Origin of the sequence: Sutcliffiella halmapala, assembly GCF_002019665.1 — a bacterium.
GTDB classification, from domain to species: domain Bacteria; phylum Bacillota; class Bacilli; order Bacillales; family Bacillaceae_I; genus Sutcliffiella_A; species Sutcliffiella_A halmapala.
Window position 1 is genome coordinate 1,540,769 of the sequence record NZ_KV917375.1, and the last position, 19,736, is coordinate 1,560,504.

Genomic DNA, 19,736 nt, shown 5'->3' on the forward strand with positions numbered 1-19,736 from the left:
AAATCCTGCTGCTTATTTTGTTTCACGGTGAACTGTTACTTTTTTCAATCTTGGGCTATATTTTTTAAGCTCAAGACGATCTGGGTTATTACGTTTATTTTTAGTAGTAATATAGTTACGATCTCCAGTTTCAGTACAAGCTAAAGTTACATTTACGCGCATCATTATCCCTCCAAACATATAAAGCATTCAATTCAGACCTTACTATAATATCACTTATTTTTTATGAATTCCAGTCTTTTTTAGCGCATGGGAAATTTTTAAAGTAAATCGGTAGAATTCCTAGCGATTCATTAGAACGAAAGTGCGATTCTTGGTATATTTTAATTAGAAAACCACACTAAAAATCATGCTAACTTTAAATGGAGTCATTTAAAACAGATACCAAGATCAACAGGGCGTTAAGGGGGACGCTGTATTTAAAGTGATGTTTAACACCGTCCCCCCTGTTGATTGGAGTGCAAGGTGAGAGACTCCTGCGGGAAGTAGCGTTTTGTGGAGACCCCGCAGGCAAGCCGAGGAGGCTCCACAAGCGCCCCGCGATCGCTGCCACCTGGCACGGAAATCTACAGGGCGTTCAAAGGTCTCACCGTATTTTCAGGATAGCCCAATAAATAGAATTAGTACCCGATAGGAGTGTTAACAAAATGAACAAAGGAAGTTTACGACAGGAAATGAAAGCAACCTTGGCTACCATATCCAAGGAACAATATACATATGCCTCCAAAAAAATACAAGAAGCCCTTTATGCAACAAAAGAATGGCAACAGGCAACTATTATTGGCGTCACAGTTTCAAGAGTACCCGAAGTTTCTACAAAAGCAATCATCGAACAAGCATGGCAAGAAAACAAAAAGATTGTAGTACCAAAATGCTTTCCAGCAGATAAGAGCATGGAGTTTTATTTTTTGGAAAACCTTCATGACTTAGAAACCGTTTACTTTGGATTAAAAGAACCAAATCCAGCAACCTCTCTATTATGCGAAAAAGCTAGGATTAATCTTATGTTAGTTCCAGGAGTGGTATTTGATATAAGGGGATATCGGATAGGCTTTGGAGGGGGATATTATGATAGGTATTTAGAAGACTTTAACGGGGAAAAAATCTCTTTAGCTTTTGAAGAACAGGTGAAGAAGGAAATTCCATATGATGCCTATGATATCCCAGTAAACAAATTAATAACGAATGAGGAAATCTATGAATGTCATACTAGAAAATGAAGTAATTCTCTTAGTCAGTTTAGTTCTTCTTGCATGGATGGGGTATAAATTCAGAGCACTATCTCTATCTGGTGCTTTTGGAACCTTCGTAGTTGGAGTATTGATTGTTATTGGATTTAAAGGTGAGGGACTTATCTTAATTGGTGCTTTTTTTATTTCCTCCAGCTTTTGGAGCAAATTTAGCAAAAAGAAAAAAACAAAAACAGTGGATTTACAGGAAAAGGGCTCACAAAGAGATATTATCCAAGTATTTGCTAATGGTGGAGTTCCTGCCGGTTTTAGTTTGGGCTTTTTCTTCTTTCCGTCAGAAGCATGGTTAGTTGGTTTCATAACAGCAATCGCGGTGGCAAATTCCGACACGTGGGCTTCAGAAATTGGTGTCTTAAGCAAGAAAAAGCCTATTTCCATAAAGACCTTAACTCCAGTGGAGAGTGGACAATCGGGAGCAATAAGTGGTCTCGGTACAGCTGCTGCAGTAGTAGGATCTGCTTTTATCGCAGTTATAAGCATGTTCCTCTGGGAAGAGATAACGTGGTCAATGTTAGTTGTGATTACCTTATTAGGGATAATTGGTTGTTTTGTTGATACGGTGATTGGAGCATCTCTTCAGGCTATTTACCAATGTCAAAATTGTGGGAAAGTAGTGGAGAGGAAATTTCACTGCGAACAAGCTACAACGTTAATAAAAGGTGTCACTCTCGTTAATAATGATGTAGTGAACATTTGCTCCATTTTAATCGTTACAACCCTTGCATGGGTTCTTTATTGGGTTTAAGTAATTTGTCATAGAATAGATACATATTGCTCACTACTTCACAAACTTTTGTTTTATAATTAAATTGTAGATTAAACCTTGTTTAGAAATGGGGAGTTAGCATGAGAAACGGAATCAGCAGAGTAGCATTAATTGGTACAGGTTTTGTAGGTTCGAGCTATGCATTTGCATTATTAAATCAAGGTGTAACAGAAGAATTAGTGTTAATTGACTTAAATAAAGAGAAATCAGAAGGCGATGCGATGGATTTAAATCACGGAATCGCGTTTGCACCAACCCCAACAAAGGTGTGGTATGGAGACTATCAAGACTGTGACAAAGCAGATCTCGTGGTGATTTGTGCAGGGGCAAATCAAAAGCCAGGTGAAACTAGACTGGATTTAGTGGAAAAAAACACAAAAATATTTAAAAGTATCGTCGACCAAGTAATGGCTAATGGCTTCGACGGAATTTTTCTAGTAGCAACGAACCCGGTAGATATTTTAACATATGCCACTTGGAAGTTTTCGGGATTACCGAAAGAAAGGGTCATTGGCTCTGGGACCATTTTAGACACAGCGAGATTCCGTTATCTACTTGGAGACTATTTTCAAATTGATGCAAGAAACGTTCATGCCTACATTATTGGTGAGCATGGAGATACAGAACTGCCAGTATGGAGTCAAGCTGACATTGGCGGGAAGAAGATACTTGATTTGATGGCTGAAAAAGAAGAATACCAAGAGGAAGATCTAGAAAACTTATTTGTTAATGTTCGAGATGCGGCCTATCATATTATAGAACGTAAAGGCGCCACCTATTATGGAATTGCTATGGGGTTAGTGCGCCTTACTAAAGCGATTCTCCGAAATGAAAATTCTATTCTAACAGTATCTGCATACTTAGATGGTGAGTATGGAAGTGACGATATATATATCGGTGTACCTGCGATTGTGAATCGTAACGGAATTAGAGAAATTGTTGAAATTGAATTAAACGATAAAGAAAAAGATCAATTTAAACATTCTGTGGAAGTACTAACAAACATAAAAGATAAATTCTTTTAATTTATTTCAGAAAAAACATGTCTAAAATTGGGCATGTTTTTTCTGTATTTGATGCATGATAAAAGCAGGAGGGATGATAATGGGATTTTTAATAAGATTAATACTTATCACCGCAGGTACATATGCGATTTATCAAAGACGTTACAAGATCTTAAACTATATTTTAGGAATTAGCTCTATTCGGAGATTTGTCGTGGCATTTGGAATGGATATTCCGTTTGTTCGAGATCGTTTTTTGCAGACGGTCTTCCGAGGGTAGTATTATGCAACTTGAAAGAAAATGAAAACACCTAGCCTTCCGCTTTCAAAAAAGCCAGAGGTTGGGTGTATTTTTTATGAACTTAGAATTGGAGGAGAACTATACATTAAATTAACATGGGCTTAATATTTCAGCTATATAATTTTCCATAGTAGCAGAATGAATTACTGGAGGGTACATCTTGGGGAAAAGGGCTGAAATAAAATTAGGGATTAGAAAAATTGTCGGGAATCTTTTAAAAAATAGTAAATTGGGAACCCGCTTGTTTGCACTGTTTGTATCTTTATTAGTCATCTCTATTGTAGTAGTGGGATTAAGTTCTTATATAAAATCAAAAGAAATGACGATGGAGATGATGGAAAATAGATTAATTAGAGAATCAGAGTTGATGGGTCATATTGCTGAAAATTTAAAATTTCTCTATATAAGTGATGAAGAGTACTTTATGCAACAGCTTGAAGTGAATATCCGGTCTCAGCAGGAAAAGCTTAAAGTGGATGGTATTACTTCAGAATTTTTCTACATAGTGGATCAACATGCAATTCCATTTAAAGTAAGTGAAGATGTTATACCTTCTATCAATGAATCACTTATTAATCAAATTACAGATAGTAAAAGTGGGGTTATCCATAGCAAAATTGAAGGAGTAGACTATACAATTACATATCAGGAGATGAAGGAGATAAATGGAATATACGTGTTGCTTATTCCTACAAAATCTTATTTGGGGCCGGTAAACAGTATGGCCTATTTTACTATTTTTATCGTGATAATCAGTGTTCTAATTTGTACACTACTACTTATCCTTTTTGTAAGGACTCTTACAAAACCTCTCTCCGAACTGAGTGATACGATAAGCCAGGTGCGACAGGGTTCTTTAAATCGGTCAAGTTCTATCAAGACAACATTACCAGAAATACTCTCATTACAAAATAGCTATAATGCCATGATTGATCAAATGAGATCGATGGTTCATGAATTGAAGGAAACAACAGTTAAGCTAGAAGAAACAGGCGTGGAATTGAAAATTTCATCAGAATACTCTCTTGTTTCTAGCCATCAATTGGTTACAGCCATTAATTTAGTGAAACAAGGAGCAGAGCAAACTGCAAGTAGCTCAGAAAGTAGTGTTACCAGTTTTAATGATATGAAGGATAAGATTGAAGATACATTAGTAAATATGAATATTGTATCCGACAGTTCCGATGCGATGAGCTTATCTGCAGAGTACGGGGAGAAAACAATAAGTCAGTTAATTACTACGATCCGTACCTTTGAGGAAGACTTCGCTCATTTAAATAAGACCATTATCCATGTGAAGAATTATTCTTCTTCCATAACTAATCTAGTTGGACTTATCAAAGGGATTACCGAACAAACTAAATTGCTTGCACTTAATGCAACCATTGAAGCAGCTAGAGCAGGAGAAGCGGGAAGAGGCTTTGCCGTGGTTGCGAATGAAGTACGTAAGCTTGCAGACCAATCATCAAGTGCTGCCGAAGAAATCACGAATTCTATACATAAAATGGAAGGTGTTACGATAGGTGCTACTCAAGAGTTTGACCAAATGCTTTCTAAAGTCCAAACAAATCTATCAATGGCTAATGAATCAAAGCTGTCATTTGACGAACTAATGCAAGAAATTGCAACTGTGAGTAAGAACTTACAAGGAATGCAGACAACATTACAAGGTTTGGAGTATCTCTTACCAAACTTGGAACAATCAGCAGATATGCTGCTTTCTGTATCGCAGGAGACGTCTGCAAGTTCTGATGAAATGCTAGCAGCAAGTGAAAAGCAAATTCAACAAATGGCAGGAACGAATAACATTGGCCTTCGACTACATAAACTCTCTACATCCTTATCACAAATCACACAGAGATTTAAAATAGAATAGCTAGCAAGAATAATTCTATACGTACCATTCTAAAGGGAAGCTACCTTCATATAGTAAGGTAGCTCCCTTTTTGGTATTAAAAGCGATAAAAATTTTTACTTTTCATTTCGTACCATATAAAATAGGAAGTAGTATGGAGGTGCTTCGTTGAAACAAGATTCTGTTTTCTGGCAATTGTTGAACAGCATAGTCGTTCAACATCAATATCGAATTATACATATAACGCCTGATCAAAAAGAGGTTTGGTTAGAGGGCCTTGAAAATAAACAGGCACCAATCATCCGTGTCTTTCGCTATGACTTAGATTGGAGCAATTGGCTTCAACGTGATATGGAGAAAGCCGCTTTCCAAGTGACCAACTTTAAAAAACAATTAAGAAAAAGTAAATTAAGAGCATTAAATGTGTATGTATCATCTTATCCTCCTGTAGATGATTGGGAGTTTAGAGTGAAGGAACCTTTTATTAAAGATAATGTAGAAGTGAACTCCGTCATCGTACATGGTGGTAATGTTCAAGAGGCATGTCAACAAATAACTAGTTCGATTGGAAAAGAAATAGAGGTACAAGATGAGGTTGAACTAGATGATTTAGCTTTACAGCAATTAAAACAAACAGTGCTAACCTCATCGGCAAATCGCATGAAAAAAGAAAGAGAGCTATTTCAAAATGGTAAGCCGTTGTTTACCTACTTTTTTATTGCTCTGCAGTTGTTTTTTTTCTATCTTTTAGAAACAAATGGGGGCAGTCAAAATTCGGAAACCTTGATAAAGTATGGAGCGAAGTACAATCCCTTAATCTTAGAGGGGGAGTGGTGGAGATTTATCACACCAATAATCCTTCATATTGGCGTTCTCCATCTACTACTTAATACGCTTGCACTCTATTATCTCGGAACCGCAGTGGAAAGGATATACGGGAATTTCCGTTTTCTCCTCATTTATTTGTTCGCAGGATTTTGTGGATCTCTTGCTAGTTTTGTCTTTACCCCTTCGCTTTCAGCAGGTGCATCTGGTGCGATATTTGGGTGTTTTGGTGCCTTGTTATTTGTTGGAATTGCGTACCCGAAACTATTCCTACGTACAATGGGAACGAATATCTTAGTTCTAATCGGTGTGAACCTTGCAATTGGTTTTGCTATTCCAGGCATTGATAATGCAGGACATATCGGTGGCTTAATAGGAGGCTTCTTAGCAGCTGCAATTGTGCATCTACCAAAACATATAAAGCCGCTTCCTCAAATATTAGGATTTATCCTGGCAATATCTCTTACTCTGTATATGTTAGACTACGGCTATCGTAACGATAATCCATTTACTGTACTTACTCAAGCTGAGACACTCATCCAGGATGAAGAATATACAGAGGCTTACGATCTGTTATTATCTATGGAAAACCAGCAAGAAAAATATCCAGAAGTACTCTTTTACCTTTCTTTTATTGATATAAAGCAAGGAAGGCTAGAAGAAGCAGAGCAGCGATTAGTTAAAGTAACCTCGATAAAGCCAGACTTTCATGAAGCACATTATAATCTAGCTTTGGTCTATCTAGAAATGGATGAAGTAGAAAAAGCAGCGGCATCGATAAATCGAGCGATAGAAATCGAATCAACAGGCGATAACTATATAAATCTTCGAACAGAAATTAATCGACGGCTAGATTCTGACTAAGTTTAATTGATTCTCCTTCTCGTGTTTCAATTAAGATAAATAAATGAGAGTAATCTTTCGCAATTAATATTAATGGCAGGGAACTATCTATTGGTGGGATAGTTGTTCCTGCCGTTGTTTTTATCCCCAAGAAGTATTCCTTATACAAACTCTCCCACAACTTTCCTATTATTATCTTGGAGCGAACTTTATCAATTCCTAGCAATCCACTTTCTTGACTATCAATAATCTCTTCAAGTGAATAAAAGTCATAGTTATGAACCGGAATATCGAAAAAATCAATGGCTTTTTCCCAATAGTATTCTAATTGCTTTGTCGTAACCTTATCTAATATTTCTTTCCATTCTTTTTGTTCTTCTGATTTTACTTCTTTAAAAGATTGTAAAGTACTAAAAGAAGAATCAATAATGTATAAGTGATCTTTGCTCATTTTATGGGTACTCGTAATCGTTTCGTCAGAATGATGAATCTCGCCATGATGAAAGGTGAGTGCGAGAAAGCGACTGCTATCCTTACCAGAATAGGTCGCATACTGCGTTAACTCACTACTATTACCCTTCCAATCAGATAAAATCGCCTTTAATCGTCCATCTTCAAACAATAAAGAAATATCTTGTCTTAGGTAAACACTATCACTAGTTTGAGACTGTACTTCCCAATTTACGATATATTTCTCTTTATCCTTGTCATTTAATAAAACTAAATCAGTTTTTGCGATTTTCATTTCTACAGTTGGATCAATAGGGAAAAATATAATACTTTCAACTACCTTATTAGAAAAAGCAATAGAAAGAAGACTGTAAGTTAAAAGGGAGAGAATTAGCCCGATTCCAATTATTTTTAGTTTCTTCATCATGGTCCTCCAGTAAATAGGCTTGCTATCAACTTATGAGCTTGTCTCTTTTTTTATGAAGAGATTATCTCTGCCATCGTAATAAGTTTTAGGATACTGGTATTTTTTTTTCGAATAAGTAAAAAATGTAAAGAGCAAGATGCAACGAGGAGGAGCACACCTTGACTTGGAATAAGCCAACGAAAAAGATGACAGGTAATTTTGATGAAGATATAGGCTATTTAAAAGAAAGACTTGCAGTTGATAAAAGTTTTGACCTTATTTTCCTTGACCTTTATTATGCGGGTAGAAAGGTAGGCTTGTTTTTAGTAGATGGGTTTGGAAAAGATGAAATCATGCTATTTTTGATGAAATTCCTTTCTGAACTTGAACCAGAACAGTTAGAGGAAAATCCGCTAGAAAAGTTATTACAAACATATATACCATATGTAGAATTAGAGAAAACAGATGATTTAGAACAGGTTGTGGATCAAGTCTTAGCTGGCCCAACTGCTATCGTAGTTGAAGGATTACAGGAAGTAATATTGATTGACTCGAGAACCTATCCTGTTCGAGGTCCAGAAGAGCCTGATATGGAGCGAGTGGTGCGTGGCTCAAGGGATGGATTTGTTGAGACCATTGTATTTAACTGTGCTCTAATTCGACGGAGGGTAAGGGATCGTTCTTTACGAATGGAATACTTGCAAGTAGGCAGACGTTCTAAAACAGATATTAGCCTCTGTTATTTAGAAGAAATTGCTGACCCTCATATTGTTCAGGAAATAAAACAAGCCTTAGAAAAAATTGACACAGATGGATTGCCGATGGCTGAGAAGACTCTTGAAGAGTTTGTTGGGGGACGACATTGGAACCCATATCCAACCGTTCGATATACAGAAAGACCAGACACAGCAGCTGCCCACCTCTATGAAGGGCATGTCTTAGTTATAGTCGATGGCTCACCAAGTGTCATTATTACACCTTGTACATTTTGGCATCATCTGCAACATGCAGAAGAATATCGGAATAAACCATTAGTAGGGGCTTATTTAAGATGGGTAAGATTTCTCGCTGTTTGGGCGTCCTTATTTATCTTACCTTTATGGTATTTATTTGCCCAAAATCCACAATTATTACCTGGAGTTCTTTCCTATATCGGGCCATCTGAAATAGGAACTGTTCCACTTATTGCGCAAATCCTTATCATCGAAGTGGGAATGGACATGTTACGAATGGCCGCAATTCATACACCAACCTCTCTAGGCACGGCACTTGGATTAGTTGCTGCTATCTTAATCGGGGATGTAGCAGTGAAGGTGGGACTATTTGTTCCAGAAATTATTCTATACCTAGCAATAGCGGCAATCGGAACATTTTCCACACCAAGTTATGAACTGAGTTTAGCAAATCGACTGTATCGGATAGCATTGCTTCTGCTCACGGCACTTTTTGGCGTACCCGGTTTTATGATAGGCCTTGTGCTCTTTATCTTAGTACTGTTAGCGATGAAATCTTTCAATGTTCCATATATGTGGCCATTTATCCCGTTCAACTATCGTGCATTTCGAGATGTCTTAATACGAGCACCAATTCCGTTGAAAAATAGAAGGCCAACTATTTTACACCCTGAAGATCCAGACAGATAAAGAGCCGGTAACCCGGCTTTTTGTCTTGATAGGGAGTATATCTGTTTGGGTGGAGAAGGCTTACTTTATCATCGCGCAGTTTATCTTGACGAGAATCACGAATCCTTTATACTAATAAAGAGAATGTCTTTCTATATGTGAAAGGCGAAAAAAGGTGAAAAGATGAAATCGACTTTAGAAATAAGACAGCTGCTGAAAAACTATGGTACATACATCTATACAGGAGATAAATTAGCTGATTTAGAGCTGATGGAGGACGAGTTAAGAGAATTATATCGTTCTAACGTTATATTCTTCTAGCTTTCAAGCGGCAATGATTTTACTACGACAAGAAATATCCAAACAAAGATAAAGAAAAGGTGAATAGTATGGAGAACAAATGGTTAGTTGGCGTTGATTTAGGTGGCACCACGATAAAAATGGCCTTTATAAGTCAATATGGTGAAATCGTTCACAAATGGGAAATACGCACAGACATTAGCGAAAAGGGAAAGCATATTACAACTGACATCGCAAAGGCGATTGACCACAAATTAAACGAGCTACAAGAGCCGAAATCTAAACTATATGCAATTGGGATGGGTGCTCCTGGGCCGGTTAACAAGGCGACAGGTTTAATTTATGAAGCAGTAAATCTAGGGTGGGAAAACTACCCTTTAAAAGATCTATTAGAGGTTGAAACAGGTTTACCGGTAGTAGTGGACAATGATGCCAACCTTGCAGCAATCGGTGAGATGTGGAAGGGTGCGGGCGACGGATCAAAGGATATCATCTGTGTCACACTTGGAACTGGTGTAGGTGGTGGAATTATTACTAATGGAGAAATCGTGCACGGTATTAATGGTGCTGGAGGAGAAATTGGGCACATCACGGTAATCCCTGAAGGTGGAGCTCCTTGTAATTGTGGAAAAACTGGTTGTTTAGAAACGATCGCATCAGCAACAGGTATTGTAAGAACTGCTTTGGAAGAAATTAAGTTGTATCCAAATAGTCCTCTTGCAAAGATTGCTAAGGGAGAGGGGCTTTCAGCTAAGAAAATCTTTGATCTTGCAAGTGAAGGAGAAGAGGCAGCGACTGCAATTGTTAATAAAGTAACAGCGCCACTAGGTTTAGTGTTAGCTAACTTAGCAAATGCATTAAACCCCGAAAAAATTGTTATTGGTGGAGGCGTATCTCGAGCAGGTGAAGCTGTGCTATCTCCGACCCGTCATCATTTTGAGAAGTTTTTATTCCCAAGAACAAAAGTCGGTGTGCAGATAGTAGAAGCGACGCTTGGTAATGACGCAGGAGTAATTGGAGCGGCGTATTTAGCGAAAACCAAATTATAATTCGTTTTTTCGTTTAAATTTTTTATCAAACGGGTAAATTGGTAAAAAGAAGCGGAAACCACTGATATGAAGGCTTCTTTATGGAGTCTTCATTTTTATTTTAAAATTCAGAAAATATAAACTTCGTTATTTGTTGAAACTTTTGAGAGTGTTCAACGTCTATATATAGAGTAAGTTGAATAGCCTAAATACTACTATTCTATCGATCAGTTATGTTCACAGTATTAATTATCCATTGATTTTTTGTTAAAAAAGTTTTAAGATATGTCGTAGTCATTTTTTCATAACCTTTAAGTTAGAAAAAAATTATTTAAAATGAATATAGCTTTCCTGTCTTTTGTTTTTAAGGAGGTAAAAAAGATGAAGCAAGCTTTCAAATCAAAAGTTCCTTTTATCCTAATTGCAGTAGTGTTGCTTTGGATAAAAACGTATATCGTGTATAAAACAAGTTTCGATATTACAATTGAATCCGTAAAACAAGAATTTATTTTATTTATTAACCCATTAAGCTTTATTTTACTAATAGTAGGTTTATCCCTCTTCTTTAGTGAAAAAGGGGCAAAACGTTATTTAATTATTACTAGCTTTATCGTTACATTTGTCCTTTATGCAAATGCGGTATACTACCGATTCTTTAATGACTTTATCACCATTCCTTTATTGTTCCAAGCTGGTAACATGAGTGACCTTGGTGGAAGTATTACAGAATTAATGCACCCCATTGACCTACTAATGTTTGCAGATGTTGCGATATTAATAGTACTTTCTAAATGGACACCATCTTTTGTGAGTTTTGCGACATGGCGTCCAAAAGTTCGTAAATTGTATTTCTTATCGATTGTCGGTATTTTCTTATTCAACCTTGGATTAGCTGAAACGGAAAGACCCCAATTGTTAACACGTACGTTTGACCGTGAGATCTTAGTGAAAAACTTAGGAACTTATAATTATCATGTGTATGATGCGGTATTACAATCGAAAACGCGTGCTCAACGTGCAATGGCGGACGGCAGTGAGTTAGCAGAGATTCAGAACTATATTAATGCTAACTACAAAGCTCCTAATGACGATTATTTCGGAGTTGCTGAAGGTAAAAACGTAATTGTTGTAAAGCTCGAGTCTTTACAGAGTTTCGTTATTGATAATGAAATCAATGGAGAACCAGTTACACCATTTTTAAATGAAATCAAAAATCAAAGTTATTATTTTAACAATTTCTTTCATCAGACAGGGCAAGGTAAAACATCAGATTCTGAGTTTTTATTAGATAATTCCTTATATCCAGTTGGACGTGGGGCAGTATTCTTTACACATGGTACAAATGACTACCATACTGCAACTCCTAATGTAATTAAGGAAGAAGGATATAAGCCAGTAGTATTCCATGCAAACAATAAAAGTTTCTGGAATCGTGATGTGATATATGATGCTTTAGGTTATGAAACTTACTATGATATCGATAGCTATGATGTAAATGAAGAAAACTCTGTAGGTTGGGGATTAAAGGATGTAGATTTCTTTCAACAATCGATTCCTTATATGCAAGAAATAGACCAACCGTTTTATGCAAAATTCATCACATTAACAAACCACTTCCCATTCGTTTTGGATGAAGAAGACAGATTTGTTGATGAGTATGATTCAAATAGTCGTACTTTAAATCGTTATTTTCCTACAGCGCGTTATTTAGATGAATCAATTAAAATTTTCTTTGAAGAGTTAAAAGCTGCAGGATTATACGAAAATTCCGTAATTATTATGTATGGTGATCATTATGGTATTTCTGAAACTCATAATGATGCGATGAGCCAATATTTAGGGAAAGAAATTCGTCCTTTCGAAACAGCTCAGTTACAACGTGTACCAATGATTGTTCATATTCCAGGTGTAACGGATAAGAATCCTAAGGAATTTGATACAATCGGAGGACAAATCGATTTAAAACCAACCATTAAGCATTTAATTGGAATGGAAACGAAAAACGATATTCAATTCGGAGAAGACTTATTCTCTGAGGAGCGTAGTAATTTCGTAGTATTCCGAGATGGTGGCTTTGTAACAGATGAGATACTCTATACAAAAAATGCTTGTTATGACAAAGCAACAGAACAAGAGATCGACCAAGAAGCATGTGATCCTTTTATTGAAAAAGCCAAGAAAGAATTACAGTACTCCGATAAGATTATTTATGGTGACTTATTGCGATTCTATGATGGTACTTCCATTCAATTGGATGAAACAAAACTGGATGAAAATAATTAAAAGGTTATAAAAGGAAGTCCCGCGAAGCTATGCTTCGCGGGACTTCCTTGTTCATCACGGTAATTCTACAAAAACGGAATGAATTTAACGTTCTATGGCCGTCCTTACCCACATAAGGTAATAACAACGTTGGATGTATGGACAATTAGTGGGTGGTGATTTTAACGATGCAAGTAATTGCTAGAAAAGGGGATTCGTTTTGGTATTATAGCCAGTTGTTTGGGGTTCCGTTAGTATTAATTGAGGAATCAAACTTAAAATCTAAGGCTGACAATCTAATTATTGGCTCCGAGGTAGCGATACCTGGCTTTCAAATGAAAAGATATAATGTGATGTCTGGCGATTCGTTTTGGAGCATCGCGATGAAAACGAAAATGCCTATAGATGCCTTAATTTTATTAAACCAGAATCATAACCCCTCTGTTTTACAAGTAGGGGAAACCCTTAACATTCCAATAAGAGTTACAACAAGAATGGTGGATCCCCAAAAAAAGTATGATTCAAACGAGTTATCTCGTGATATCCAAAGTTTATTCCGTGTTTATCCATTTCTGAAACGTTCTATAATTGGACAATCTGTACTGAAAAAACCACTGTGTCATATAGAACTTGGCAAAGGAAAGAAGAAAGTGCATTGGAATGGCAGTTTTCATGCGAATGAATGGATAACTACTTCTGTAATAATGACTTTTCTAAATGATTACTTAATAGCAATTACAACCAATGAAACACTGAGAGGAATTCCTTTAGTACCTATCTATGAGCAAGTAACTTTATCACTTGTACCAATGGTTAATCCTGATGGAGTAGACCTTGTATTGAATGGCGTTCCAGCAAAGGAGAAGTATAAGTGCTCTGTTTTAGAGATGAATCAAAATAGCCATGACTTTACAGGGTGGAAAGCAAATATTAGAGGGGTAGACTTAAATAATCAGTATCCAGCATGTTGGCAAATTGAGAAGGATAGAAAAGTACCAAAAAGCCCTGCCCCCCGCGACTATCCGGGAGATGCTCCATTGACGGAACCTGAAGCGATTGCGATGGCTGAACTGACGCTACAAGAAAACTTTGATATGGTCGTGGCGTTTCATACACAAGGGGAAGAATTTTATTGGGGATATGAAGGATGTGAACCTGAGGAGTCTGCGAAAATGGCAGCAGAGTTTGCACGTGTAAGCCTGTATAAGAGTGTACGATATGTAGACAGTCATGCTGGATACAAAGATTGGTTTATTCAAGAATTTAAGAAGCCTGGTTTTACATTGGAGCTAGGAAAGGGAATTAACCCGTTACCACTTTCACAGTTTGATCAAATTTATCAAAAGGTCTTTGGTATTTGTTTGGCATCTTTGTATTTGTAAAAAATATATTTAGCAGCGTTTCATTTTTGTAAATGAGATGGCTGCTTTTTTGTTTTGCAGTAAATGTCAACATTTTTCTAAAAATGTAAAAATATATTTAATTGTATTGTCAGGGAATTTTAACTTTTGGCTCTTGTAATGAAACTTTTCCTAGTTCATAATCGTAAGTATTATAGGAAATAAAAGGGGGGATGGGATGAAACTAAGAGTAGTGTGCATAAGTGTAATGATGTTTCTTTTAATAGGTTGTCAGCCTTCTCTTAACCCCAAGGAAGTTTCAGAGGCTCCCTTTCTCTCTAACCGTACCGTTACAAAGCAGATAAATCCATTGTTTTTTGATTCCGAGGCGATTTTACAACTAAATGTTCCATTTGAACAGTTTTCATCAATAGTAGAATGGTTAAATGATGAAACGGTTTTATATACAGTTGATACAGCAACGCAATCTGAGGTACATACTTTTAATATTCGAACAGGAGAAACCTCACTTTTTTTTGTTTCTGATTATCCGGTCCTTTCAGTGGAAGCAAATGCAGCTCATAAATTATTTGTGATTCAAACTGCTCCATCATTTTCAGAAGGGAATATAAGTGTCGTGGATTCTGACGGTGAACTTGTAACCAACTGGAGTTTTCCTGCCTCACAGGACTTAGTATACTCATGGAACCCGTACACTGATAAGCAAATTGCCGTCTCTTCTTTTTTAGAAGATTGGTCATATGAAGGATTCCTTTTAGATGTAGTGACAAAGGAAAAGGTGGAACAGGAATTTGCTAATCCATTTATTCAGTGGATTGAAGAAAAGAAGGTTGGCTATATAAAATGGAATCAAGATGAACCTTCTCTATCTGCCCCTTTGTATACTTTTGATTTAGTAACAGGTAATGCGCAGCAACTAATAGAAAACGTGATTATGTTTTCTGCTTTTTCGGATTATATTATGACAGTGACTAATAATTCAGTTGTAGAAAGCATGGCAGATTACACGTTCATGAAGGTCAACGATGTGGAAGTGAAAAAACAGTTTACAGCCCCGTTATTATCGATGTACTCCAATTATTTAACGCCATTTTATGAGTATGTAGATACTTCTAGTTTGTTCTATACGTTTTTTCCTGAAGAAAGTGGCTCTATTGAAAGCTACACTAAAGCCTTTCAATTAGTAACCTTTGATGTGAGAAGTGGAGAGTTAGAGGTACAGATGGAAGGGTTAGAGAATAAGCCACTTAAATTCTCCCCTAACGGTGTATATTGTTTATATGGCCATCAATTCGAGCAGCTCATTGTTATTCCAAATAAAAAAGTGGTAGACTTAATAGATTATTCGTAATAGAAAGGTGAGAGTAAGATGGCAATTGTTGATGTAACAGTCATTCCGATTGGAACAGACGGTCCTAGCGTAAGTGATTATGTAGCAGATATTCAAGAGATTTTAGTGGGCTTTCAGAAAGAAGGGAAAATTGAATTTCGGTTAACTCCCATGAGTACGATTATTGAAGGAAATCTACCTGAACTTTTTTCTGTTATTCAAGCAATCCATGAGGCACCTTTTCAAAAGGGCCTTCAGAGAGTAGCGACTAATATTCGAATAGATGACCGCCGTGATAAAAAAGTAAAAATGGAAGATAAGCTGAATTCAGTAGAAGTAAAGCGAGCAAATCGCTAAAAAATCGCCAAGTATCCATAAATAAGGATACTTGGCGATACTTGTTATAAATTCATTTTGGGAGAATTTGCTTTATTGAATGCAGGGGTCGTCATTAAAATCATTTTTTCTAAAATAGTTCAAAAAAAGAGTATCCCGCATTTAAGCGAAATACTCTTTTTTGCTTTTTTGATTAGTGTGCTACAGGGTAGCCAGATTCAATAATAGTCATAACCGTAAACCAACCGAATACTGCAACTGTTCCAAAAGCGAATAGTACGGCTAAGAAGTTCTTCTCACGTAAAGAACGAACGATAGCAAATAAAGCTAAGATCGTTACTAGACCAAAGATAATAACTAATGGCATGTTAACGCTCCTTTCGGAATCATTTCTATTTGAATGAAACTACGAAAAATAAAGTATGTAATAAGACATTACACTCCTTCTATATTTTAAATCTTTTCCTACTATTTGTCGAGGTCCAAAAATGACACTTCTATGTCATATGCTTGTGCAACTTTTTGGATGAACTCTTGACTTTCTCGATCAAAAAAATAGAGTTTTTTATATTGTTCCTCGTACGCAATAATTGATTCATCCATCTGAATTAAAGCCATAGAGATGTCTTCTTGTTTTCCGCTCGTAATTTGAAATGAAGAAATCATTTCGTGATAAAGATAATGATTATCCTTAGCTGTTACAAAACCATAGTCAGTGAAAATAGGTGATGTGATAGGGTTTTCTAATAACGTAAGCATATATGTTTCCTCAAGTAAGCAACGATCAGCTAGAAGGTTTTTAATTACTTTCGCTTCCATTGCAGAACCTGTTATTAACAAATTGTCATCCACATCAAAGATGCTTGTAGTATGTTTTAGTTGTAGTAAGAGATTTTGAAAGTATTGTGGAGTATCATCGGCACATTGTATTTCCAATCCGAACATTGACTTCATATAGGCAAATTTCCTTTCATTTCTCAACTTTCTTTCTTTAGTGTAAAATAGATAAGCAGATACTTCAAGGAAGGTGTGAATAAAAAATGAAATGGATTCAATTGCCACTTGGGCCTTTACAAACAAATGCGTATTTATTAATTAATTCTAAGCAAGAATGCCTGATTTTTGATCCTGGTAGTGAGGGAGAAGCGTTCATTTCTTATATAGAAGAAAAGGCATTAAAGCCTATTGCGATTCTCTTAACTCATGCTCATTTTGATCATATCGGCGCCGTTGATGCCGTGCGAGATCATTGGAAGATTCCTGTTTATATACATAAAAAAGAGAAAAATTGGCTAATGGATCCAAGTTTAAATGGTTCACAATTCTTTCAACTCGGTCCAATCACAGCAAAGCCCGCAGATCACTTAATACAGCAAGAAGAAAAATTGGTTATTTCAAATTTTGAACTGGATATCTTGTTTACACCAGGTCATTCTCCGGGAAGCATTAGTTTTTACCATGCAAGTACCAAAACAGTATTTTCTGGCGATGCACTTTTTGCTGGTAGTATTGGTAGAACAGATCTACCGGGAGGGAATCATGATCAGCTAATAAAAAGTATTCATGATAAACTACTAGTTTTACCCGAAGAAACAACGGTTCTATCTGGACATGGAATGACAACCACTGTAGAAAGAGAAATGGACAGTAATCCATTCTTAAATGGATTTTAGAAATGATTCCTGCTTTTTTAAAGGAAAGGATTACTAATACAGCCCAACGGAAAATAACGTATGCTGATTACATGGCGGAAGTACTCTATCATCCCAAACATGGCTATTACATGAAAGAGAAAGAAAAGGTAGGCGCAAAAGGGGATTTCCTAACTTCTAGTAATGTTTCGGATATGTATGGGAAGTTGTTTGCGGGCTTGTTTATTAACTACTTTAAGAAAAATGCCATACAACCTATGATTTGTGAAATAGGTGGAGGGACAGGAAGATTTGCGAAACAGCTCTTAGAAGAATGGAAGAAAATAGATGAGACTTTTTATCAATCTGTGATTTATAACATGATTGAAACGAGCCCATTCCACCTTAAATGCCAAAAGGAATTATTAGTTAACGAGGAAAATGTGCACTATTACTCCTCTCTTGAAGATATTCCACAAACGCAGATGGAGGGAATCGTCTTTTCTAATGAACTCTTTGATGCTTTTCCTGTTCATGTAGTAGAGAGAAAAGATGGGGAAATAATGGAGGTTTTCGTTACATTAAATGAAGCGGATACCTTAGAAGAATGCATAGGTAATGTTTCTACACAACGTATTTTAGAGTATATCAGTTTTCATCAACTTAAATTAAAAGAAGGGCAACGAGTAGAAGTTCCGTTGGCGATGGAGGAATACGCCAAAAAGCTATCTGGCTTTCTAGAGAAGGGTTCCATTATAACGGTCGACTACGGTTATACTTTTGCTGAATTAGCACTGCCTGAGCACGTTGAAGGGAGCCTGAGAGGATATTATCAGCATACATTAGTAACAGACCCCTTGCAGCATCCAAGTGAAATGGATTTAACAACACATATACATATCAATGCTCTAGAAGCTGTTTTTGAAACGGAAGGATTAACGCCTGTTTGTCAAAAACGTCAAGGTGATTTCTTAGTGGAAGCTGGGATATTAACTTATCTGCAAGAAAATTTTGATAGCAATCCTTTCTCAGAAAAAAGTAAAAGAAACCGAGCCATCAGAAGCTTGATTTTAGATTCGGGATGGAGCCAATCCTTTCAAATACTAATCCATGAAAAAAATATTAAAAATTCATGGAATGGAATCATAGACCCATGCAATGTAAAGAAAAATTGCACCATGGATAATGAAAAGGTGGAATGTTAAGTATCTCTGTCTCCCCTGTAGATTGTAGTGCAAGGTGTGAGACTCCTGCGGGAAGTAGCGTTTTGTGGAGACCCCCGCAGGAAAAGCCGAGGAGGCTCCACAAGCGCCCCGCGGAAAGCGAACACCTGGCACGGAAATCAACAGGGTGTTCAAAGAGGCCTCCGTATTTTCAGGGTAGCTAAATGAAAAAAGCGTTGACAAATGTCAGCGCTTTTTCCATTTAACTACCTATGTTTAATGTCCTCCACCTGGTACCATCATAAATGTTGTCCAATACGAAAAGGCAACAAAGAAAATCGTTAAATATGCACCAAAAATGTAAATGTACATACGTTCAGATAGCTTTAAGTAACTTAATAAAATGAAGAATACCGTTTGTCCGAAGAAAAGTAAAGACGTTTGAGTCATGTGTCCAAGGTAGAACATAACAGCAAATATCCCTGTCCAGAAACCCATTACACGGTACATACGATCCATATGTATCCCCTCCTTACGCACTATTCCATATGCTTGTCACTTACCTATTATAATGTACCGATAGTTTACTTGTAAATAAGTGTTTGTTTCTAGTTTGTGACGATTGCTTAATAAATACATTTTTCTCAAGTGGTAGCTAAATTATACACCAATTGATTGTGGTTTGCTTAAGTAAATTAGGTGTTGTTTTTTTGGCACGCTACTTTTTTGCTCTTACTTTTTATATAAGAGGTGAAGGGGGGTGAGAGCATGGCTGAGGTAACAATTGAAAATACTCAACTACGTTTAGTGTATGAGTTAGGCGAGGATGGTAATGGTAGAATGCAGTACCGCACTAAGAATTACAACAACATTAAAGCGGATGCACAGGTGGAAGGTTTATTGGCAGCAGCTTTTGCTATTTCTAGCTTACAGGAAACACCAGTAGCTAGTGTGAAGCGAAATGAGCTTCATTTTATAGGGTAATAACGTCTTAAATAATGGG

At 36.6% G+C, this 19,736-nt stretch carries 20 protein-coding genes and 1 pseudogene; 16 read left to right on the top strand and 5 right to left on the bottom strand.

What is annotated here, in order from left to right:
• Positions 1–12: 12 nt before the first annotated feature.
• Entirely contained in the window at positions 13–162 is a 150-nt protein-coding gene (gene rpmG, locus BK580_RS07375; RefSeq protein ID WP_010194590.1) for a 50S ribosomal protein L33, read from the bottom strand.
• Between the two features lie 485 nt (positions 163–647).
• On the opposite strand from rpmG, the gene BK580_RS07380 reads away from it, so the two are divergent.
• From BK580_RS07380 to BK580_RS07405, 6 genes are all read left to right on the top strand, one after another.
• Positions 648–1,220 (top strand): 5-formyltetrahydrofolate cyclo-ligase, encoded by a 573-nt coding sequence (locus tag BK580_RS07380; RefSeq protein WP_078379707.1) that lies wholly within the window; start codon positions 648–650, stop codon positions 1,218–1,220.
• Positions 1,198–1,995: a DUF92 domain-containing protein gene (locus BK580_RS07385; protein ID WP_139364852.1), complete on the top strand. Its 798-nt coding sequence runs from the start codon at positions 1,198–1,200 to the stop codon at positions 1,993–1,995. The genes BK580_RS07380 and BK580_RS07385 overlap by 23 nt, the downstream gene beginning before the upstream one ends.
• Positions 1,996–2,096: 101 nt before the next feature.
• Positions 2,097–3,041 (top strand): L-lactate dehydrogenase, encoded by a 945-nt coding sequence (locus tag BK580_RS07390; RefSeq protein WP_078379709.1) that lies wholly within the window; start codon positions 2,097–2,099, stop codon positions 3,039–3,041.
• 79 nt (positions 3,042–3,120) lie between these two features.
• Positions 3,121–3,300: a hypothetical protein gene (locus BK580_RS07395; protein ID WP_078379710.1), complete on the top strand. Its 180-nt coding sequence runs from the start codon at positions 3,121–3,123 to the stop codon at positions 3,298–3,300.
• A gap of 181 nt (positions 3,301–3,481) precedes the next feature.
• Positions 3,482–5,197, top strand: coding sequence for a methyl-accepting chemotaxis protein (locus BK580_RS07400; RefSeq protein WP_235864006.1), 1,716 nt, complete (start codon positions 3,482–3,484; stop codon positions 5,195–5,197).
• Between the two features lie 147 nt (positions 5,198–5,344).
• Positions 5,345–6,865: a rhomboid family protein gene (locus BK580_RS07405; protein ID WP_078379711.1), complete on the top strand. Its 1,521-nt coding sequence runs from the start codon at positions 5,345–5,347 to the stop codon at positions 6,863–6,865.
• Here BK580_RS07405 and BK580_RS07410 read toward each other — a convergent pair.
• Positions 6,840–7,721, bottom strand: coding sequence for a hypothetical protein (locus BK580_RS07410; protein WP_211279009.1), 882 nt, complete (start codon positions 7,719–7,721; stop codon positions 6,840–6,842). The two genes, BK580_RS07405 and BK580_RS07410, sit on opposite strands and share 26 nt — an antisense overlap.
• Before the next feature lie 185 nt (positions 7,722–7,906).
• Here BK580_RS07410 and BK580_RS07415 point away from each other — a divergent pair, with 185 nt between their 5' ends.
• The 7 genes and pseudogenes from BK580_RS07415 to BK580_RS07445 all read left to right on the top strand — a co-directional run bounded on the left by BK580_RS07415 (position 7,907) and on the right by BK580_RS07445 (position 15,960).
• Positions 7,907–9,343, top strand: coding sequence for a spore germination protein (locus tag BK580_RS07415; RefSeq protein WP_078382677.1), 1,437 nt, complete (start codon positions 7,907–7,909; stop codon positions 9,341–9,343).
• 162 nt (positions 9,344–9,505) lie between these two features.
• A pseudogene (locus BK580_RS07420) lies at positions 9,506–9,695 on the top strand (YqgQ family protein).
• Positions 9,696–9,711: 16 nt separating this feature from the next.
• Positions 9,712–10,671: an ROK family glucokinase gene (locus BK580_RS07425; RefSeq protein WP_078379713.1), complete on the top strand. Its 960-nt coding sequence runs from the start codon at positions 9,712–9,714 to the stop codon at positions 10,669–10,671.
• Between the two features lie 360 nt (positions 10,672–11,031).
• A complete protein-coding gene (locus BK580_RS07430; protein WP_078379714.1) occupies positions 11,032–12,933 on the top strand; it encodes an LTA synthase family protein in 1,902 nt (633 codons plus the stop codon).
• A 167-nt stretch (positions 12,934–13,100) separates the two neighbouring features.
• Entirely contained in the window at positions 13,101–14,294 is a 1,194-nt protein-coding gene (locus BK580_RS07435) for a M14 family metallopeptidase (protein ID WP_078379715.1), read from the top strand.
• Between the two features lie 196 nt (positions 14,295–14,490).
• The gene (locus BK580_RS07440) at positions 14,491–15,624 is read left to right on the top strand and encodes a YqgU-like beta propeller domain-containing protein (protein WP_078379716.1); all 1,134 of its coding nucleotides are present in this window, start codon (positions 14,491–14,493) and stop codon (positions 15,622–15,624) included.
• 18 nt (positions 15,625–15,642) lie between these two features.
• A complete protein-coding gene (locus BK580_RS07445) occupies positions 15,643–15,960 on the top strand; it encodes an MTH1187 family thiamine-binding protein (protein ID WP_078379717.1) in 318 nt (105 codons plus the stop codon).
• Positions 15,961–16,132: 172 nt separating this feature from the next.
• Here BK580_RS07445 and BK580_RS07450 read toward each other — a convergent pair whose 3' ends face one another.
• Positions 16,133–16,306, bottom strand: a complete 174-nt coding sequence (locus BK580_RS07450) for a DUF2759 domain-containing protein (RefSeq protein ID WP_078379718.1) — start codon at positions 16,304–16,306, stop codon at positions 16,133–16,135.
• A gap of 101 nt (positions 16,307–16,407) precedes the next feature.
• Entirely contained in the window at positions 16,408–16,893 is a 486-nt protein-coding gene (locus BK580_RS07455; protein ID WP_139364853.1) for a hypothetical protein, read from the bottom strand.
• A gap of 86 nt (positions 16,894–16,979) precedes the next feature.
• Here BK580_RS07455 and BK580_RS07460 point away from each other — a divergent pair, with 86 nt between their 5' ends.
• Positions 16,980–17,612: an MBL fold metallo-hydrolase gene (locus BK580_RS07460; protein WP_078379720.1), complete on the top strand. Its 633-nt coding sequence runs from the start codon at positions 16,980–16,982 to the stop codon at positions 17,610–17,612.
• A 2-nt stretch (positions 17,613–17,614) separates the two neighbouring features.
• Entirely contained in the window at positions 17,615–18,775 is a 1,161-nt protein-coding gene (locus tag BK580_RS07465; RefSeq protein WP_078379721.1) for a class I SAM-dependent methyltransferase, read from the top strand.
• Positions 18,776–19,009: 234 nt separating this feature from the next.
• Here BK580_RS07465 and BK580_RS07470 read toward each other — a convergent pair whose 3' ends face one another.
• Positions 19,010–19,252: a DUF2626 domain-containing protein gene (locus tag BK580_RS07470; protein ID WP_078379722.1), complete on the bottom strand. Its 243-nt coding sequence runs from the start codon at positions 19,250–19,252 to the stop codon at positions 19,010–19,012.
• Positions 19,253–19,501: 249 nt separating this feature from the next.
• On the opposite strand from BK580_RS07470, the gene BK580_RS07475 reads away from it, so the two are divergent.
• Complete coding sequence (locus BK580_RS07475; RefSeq protein ID WP_078379723.1) at positions 19,502–19,717, top strand: DUF1659 domain-containing protein; 216 nt, start codon at positions 19,502–19,504, stop codon at positions 19,715–19,717.
• The last annotated feature ends 19 nt before the right edge of the window (positions 19,718–19,736 follow it).